General features: G+C 70.5%; 5 protein-coding genes. 1 reads left to right on the top strand and 4 read right to left on the bottom strand.

The features are described 5' to 3' along the window. The 3 genes from ACM2XV_RS12245 to topA all read right to left on the bottom strand — a co-directional run. A partial coding sequence (locus ACM2XV_RS12245; protein ID WP_487027116.1) for an AAA family ATPase occupies positions 1–627 on the bottom strand: 627 nt, incomplete at its 3' end. 10 nt (positions 628–637) lie between these two features. Further along, positions 638–1,285, bottom strand: coding sequence for a dTMP kinase (tmk, locus tag ACM2XV_RS12240; protein ID WP_487027115.1), 648 nt, complete (start codon positions 1,283–1,285; stop codon positions 638–640). Then, positions 1,282–4,023 (bottom strand): type I DNA topoisomerase, encoded by a 2,742-nt coding sequence (gene topA / locus ACM2XV_RS12235; protein ID WP_487027114.1) that lies wholly within the window; start codon positions 4,021–4,023, stop codon positions 1,282–1,284. Before topA ends, tmk begins: the two co-directional genes overlap by 4 nt. Positions 4,024–4,184: 161 nt before the next feature. Between topA and ACM2XV_RS12230 the strand changes: the two genes are divergently transcribed. Continuing rightward, on the top strand, positions 4,185–4,427 hold the full coding sequence (locus tag ACM2XV_RS12230) for a hypothetical protein (protein ID WP_344774799.1): 243 nt from the start codon (positions 4,185–4,187) through the stop codon (positions 4,425–4,427). 3 nt (positions 4,428–4,430) lie between these two features. Here the strand turns inward: ACM2XV_RS12230 and ACM2XV_RS12225 are convergent, their stop codons facing one another. Then, positions 4,431–4,766: an Rv3654c family TadE-like protein gene (locus ACM2XV_RS12225; RefSeq protein WP_487027113.1), complete on the bottom strand. Its 336-nt coding sequence runs from the start codon at positions 4,764–4,766 to the stop codon at positions 4,431–4,433. Positions 4,767–4,910 lie beyond the last annotated feature (144 nt).

Genomic DNA, 4,910 nt, shown 5'->3' with positions numbered 1-4,910 from the left:
CTCGGCGAGGGCCGGCTCGATGCCGTCGCGGTGCACGAGCAGCTCGGCGACGTCGTCGATGGTCGGAACCGTGAGCCGCACGGTGCGCACCCGCGACCGGATCGTCGGCAGCAGGTCGGCGTCGCTCGGAGCGCACAGCACCCAGACGGTGCGCTCTGGCGGCTCTTCGAGTGACTTGAGCAGCAGGTTGCTCGTGCGCTCGGTCATGCGGTCGGCGTCTTCGATGACGAGCACGCGGTAGCGCCCGACCGACGGCGAGTACTGGGCCGAGCGCACCAGCTCGCGGACTTCGTCGATGGTGATGATGACCTTCTCGGTCGCGAGCACCGACAGATCGGGGTGCGTGCGCGCCTGTACCTGGCGGTCGGTCGCCTCGTCGCCGTCGGGGCCCGCGTGGCTGAGCAGCGCGCTCGCGAACGCGAACGCGAGATTCGAGCGACCGGAACCCGGCGGCCCCGTGAGCAGCCACGCGTGGGTCATCGCGTTGCCCGCGCCGCCCCCCTCTGGCGCGGATGCCGGCGAATCGGATGCCTCGGCCGAGCCGGCTCGCCCCGGGTCGACCCCCGCCGCGGCGCGCAGCACCGCGATCGCCTCACGCTGCCCCGTCAGCTCGGCCCACACGCTCATCGGCTTCAGGCTACCCGGCGCCGCCGACAGTCCCGTCGGTTGTCAACAGGGCGGCGACGCGACTGCGGATCGCGGCGGCGAGCTCGTCCGCCGGCAACGTCGCATCGAGCACGAGCCAGCGCTCGGGCTGCGCGGCGGCGAACTCGAGGTAGGCCGCGCGGATGCGCCGGCTGAACTCGGCCGCCTCGGCCTCGATGCGGTCGAACACCTTCTGAGCGGCGTCGATGCGCTCGCGCGCGAGTGCCGGGTCGAGGTCAAGCAGCACGGTGAGCGTCGGGTAGAGCCCCTCGGTCGCCCATTCGGACAGACGGCGGACCTCGGCGGGGTCGAGCACGCGGCCCGCGCCCTGGAACGCCACCGACGAGTCGATGTAGCGGTCCTGGATCACGACCTCGCCGCGCTCGAGCGCCGGTCGCACCTTCGTCGCGATGTGGTGCGCGCGGTCGGCGGCGAACAGCAGCGCCTCGGCCCGCGGCGCGATGTCGCCCCGGTGGTGCAGCACGATGTCGCGCACGAGCTGCCCGAGCTCGGTGCCCCCCGGCTCCCTCGTCGCGACGACCGTGTGGCCGGCATCCCTCAGCCACTCGGCCAGCTTCTCGAGCTGCGTCGTCTTCCCCGACCCGTCGAGACCCTCGATCGAGATGTAGAGGCCGCTCACTTCTTCGCTCGGGTGCGGGTCGTCGTGGTCTTCTTCGCCCCGGACTGGGACGAGCGCCGCGCCGGCTTCTTCGCGGGGCCCTTCGCGCGCTTGTCGGCGAGCAACTGCACCGCGCGGGCGAAGTCGACGGCCTCGAGGTCCTCGCCGCGCGGGATCGTCGCGTTGGTCTCGCCGTCGGTGACGTACGGGCCGAACCGGCCGTCGCGCACACGGATCGGCTTTCCGCTGACGGGGTCGGCCTCGAACTCCTTGAGCGCGCTGGAGGCCCGGCGCGCGCCGTACTTCGGCTGCGCGAACAGCTCGAGCGCCTCGGGCAGCGTGATCTCGAAGATCTGGTCCTCGCCGTTCGGCAGGCTGCGGGTGTCGGTGCCCTTCTTGAGGTAGGCGCCGTAGCGGCCGTTCGCCGCGAGGATCTCGTCGCCCGACTCGGGGTCCACGCCCACGACACGCGGCAGTGACAGCAGCTTGAGCGCCGTGTCGAGGTCGATCGTGTCGACGCTCATGCTCTTGAAGAGCGACGCGGTGCGCGGCTTAGGGGCGGCCTGCTTCTTCGCGGCGCGCTTCTTGGGCTTCGCCTCATCGGATGCCGCGGCCGCGCTCGCCTCGGCGGGCGCGGCCTCTTCCGGCAGCACCTCGGTGACGTACGGGCCGTAGCGCCCGTCCTTCGCGACGATCTGCTTCCCGTCGTCGAGGGTGCCGAGCACGCGGTCCGACTGCTCCGGCGCCTCCGCCAGCTCGCGCGCCTTCGCGGGCGTGAGCTCGTCGGGCGCGAGCCCCTCGGGGATGTTCACGCGCCGCGGCGCGGCGTCGGGGCCGGCCTCGGGGTCGGTGACCTCGAGGTAGGGCCCGTACTTGCCGATGCGCAGGGTGATGCCGTCGTCGATGCGAACGGAGTTGATCTCGCGCGCGTCGATCTCGCCGAGGTTGTCGACGACACCGCGCAGACCGCGGTGCGCATCGGTGCCGAAGTAGAAGCCCTTCAGCCACTCGCGCCCCTCGTCGGCGCCGTTGGCGATGCTGTCGAGGTCGTTCTCGAGGTCGGCCGTGAAGTCGTATTCGACGAGGTCGCCGAAGTGGTCCTCGAGCAGCTTCACGACCGAGAACGCGATCCAGTTCGGCACGAGCGCCTGCCCGCGCAAGGTCACATAGCCGCGGTCGATGATCGTCGAGATGATCTGCGCGTAGGTCGACGGGCGGCCCACGCCCAGCTCTTCGAGCGCCTTGACGAGGGATGCCTCGGTGTAGCGCGGCGGCGGCGTGGTCTCGTGGCCCTTGGCCTCGACGCCGGCGCTCTCGAGCGCCTGGCCGACGGTGAGCGGCGGCAGCTTCGCCTCGGCGGCACTGTCGCTGTTGCGCTCCTCGTCGCGTCCCTCCTCGTAGGCGTGCAGGAAACCGCGGAACGTGATCACGGTTCCGGATGCCGTGAACTCGGCGACCGTGCCGTCGAGCTCGCCGCCCACGACCGTGGCTTCGATGGCGACGGACGCGGTCGAGCCCTTCGCGTCGGCCATCTGGCTCGCGACGGTGCGCTTCCAGATCAGGTCGTAGAGCTTGAAGTCGTTGGCAGAGAGCGCGGAGCGCACCTGGTCAGGGGTGCGGAACGTCTCGCCGGAGGGGCGGATCGCCTCGTGCGCCTCCTGCGCGTTCTTGGATTTGCCGGTGTACACGCGCGGCTTCTCGGGCACCGTGTCGGCGCCGTAGAGGGCGGCGGCCTGGGCGCGAGCGGCCTTCGTCGCCTGCTGCGACAGCGACGGGGAATCCGTTCGCATATACGTGATGTAGCCGTTCTCGTACAGCGACTGCGCGACGCTCATGGTCTGGCGGGCGCTGAAGCGCAGCTTGCGCGCGGCCTCCTGCTGAAGGGTCGACGTGGTGAACGGTGCGGCAGGGCGGCGCGAATACGGCTTCGACTCGACCTTCGAGACGGTGACGGTGGTCGAGTCGGCACGCAGCGCCTCGGCGAGCGCGGTCGCGGTCTTCTCGTCGAGCTGGGTGACCTTCCCGGTGAGCTTGCCCGAGTCGTCGAAGTCGCGACCCTGCGCGATGCGGGTGCCGTCGACTCGCTGCAGCCGCGCCTCGAACGGAGCCGTTTCCTGCCCGGGGGTGAACTGCGCCGTCAGGTCCCAGTAGCTTGCGGGGACGAACGCGAGCCGCTCGCGCTCGCGGTCGACGACGAGGCGGGTGGCGGGCGACTGCACGCGGCCGGCCGAGAGACCGGGCGCGACCTTGCGCCAGAGCACGGGGCTCACCTCGTAGCCGTACAGTCGGTCGAGGACGCGGCGCGTCTCCTGCGCGTCGACGAGCTCCATGTTGAGGTCGCGGGTGTGGTCGCGGGCTGCCTCAATGGCCTCGCGGGTGATCTCGTGGAAGACCATGCGCTTGACGGGGACCTTGGGGTTGAGCACCTCGCGCAGGTGCCAGGCGATGGCCTCGCCCTCGCGGTCTTCATCGGTGGCGAGGATGAGTTCGTCGGCGTTCTTGAGCTCGCGCTTGAGGTCGCTGACGACCTTCGTCTTCCCGTCAGAGACGACGTAGATCGGTTTGAAGCCGTTCTCGACGTCGACGCCGAACTTGCCGAGCGGCCCCTTCTTCTGATCGGCCGGAAGGTCCTTCGGCTCGATGAGGTCGCGGATGTGCCCGACCGAAGCCATCACGGTGTAGCCGTCGCCGAGGTACTGCGCGATCGACTTGACCTTCGTCGGCGACTCGACGATGACCAGCTTCTTGTTGCTCGGCAAGAGACTCCTTATTTCTTAAGGCACGGCAGGACGCCGTATATATAGGGCGCGCCATTGAGCCTTTGCAGGCTGAGAATACACACACCCGACCGCACCGATCCTCGAAAAAGGCCGATGCCCAGGGGCTTGCCGCTCCCGTCGTGCTGAGCACAATGGGCGGCATGGGTACTACAACGGCAGGCGAAACCTACACCGCCAAACTGCTCGACGGCCCGCTCGAGGGCCGCACCATCGCTACCAGCTTCCTGGACGGCGGCACGCCGCAGGGGCGCCTTGTGCTGCCGGCGAACGACCGCGGCAAGAAGTACGTCTATCGCCGCAGCGGCGAGATCAGCGAGTTCGCCGACGGCACCGGCGCACCGGGCGCCGTGGACTACCGCTACTTCGGCGCCGAGTTCGACTAACGCTCACGGGGTGCCAGGCGGCCCCGCCCGTGCCCGAGCGGTGAGGGTGAGGCGCGACCAGCTCTGGGACACGCCGACGACGGCGACGAGGCCGTCGGTCTGGCATGAGGCGAGGGATGCCTCGTCGAGAGCCGCTGCCCGCTCCGCGTTCTCGCACGGGAAGCCCGACGCCCGCCCCGACAGCGTGTCGGCCGCAGCGAGCGCCGCGGCGTCGGCCGCCGCCTGAGCGCTCTGCTGCGCAGACAGCGCGCCGAGCACGAGCAATGCCGCGCCGCTCGCAAGCGCGACCGCACCGAGCACCGCGACGGCGAGAACGGAGCCGGAGCCGCGCTCGTTCACTGCACCCCTCCCCCGACATCCCGCGCGCCCGCCCCGAGCGGCACGGAGTCGGATGACAGCGCGCAGTTGTGCGCCGAGAGCCTCAGCGCGCCGAGCCCCACCGGCCCGAACTGCGCCGTGCGCTCGAGGGCGACGCAGACGAAA

It is taken from the genome of Gryllotalpicola sp. CP2-P1 (assembly GCF_057512245.1).
The sequence above is the reverse complement of the archived record's forward strand: the minus strand, read 5'-3'. Positions and strand labels throughout refer to the sequence as shown.

Coding starts and splice junctions, on each gene's coding strand:
- ACM2XV_RS12230 (WP_344774799.1), top strand. CDS start 4,185: ATGGGTACTACAACGGCAGGCGAAACCTACACCGCCAAACTGCTCGAC.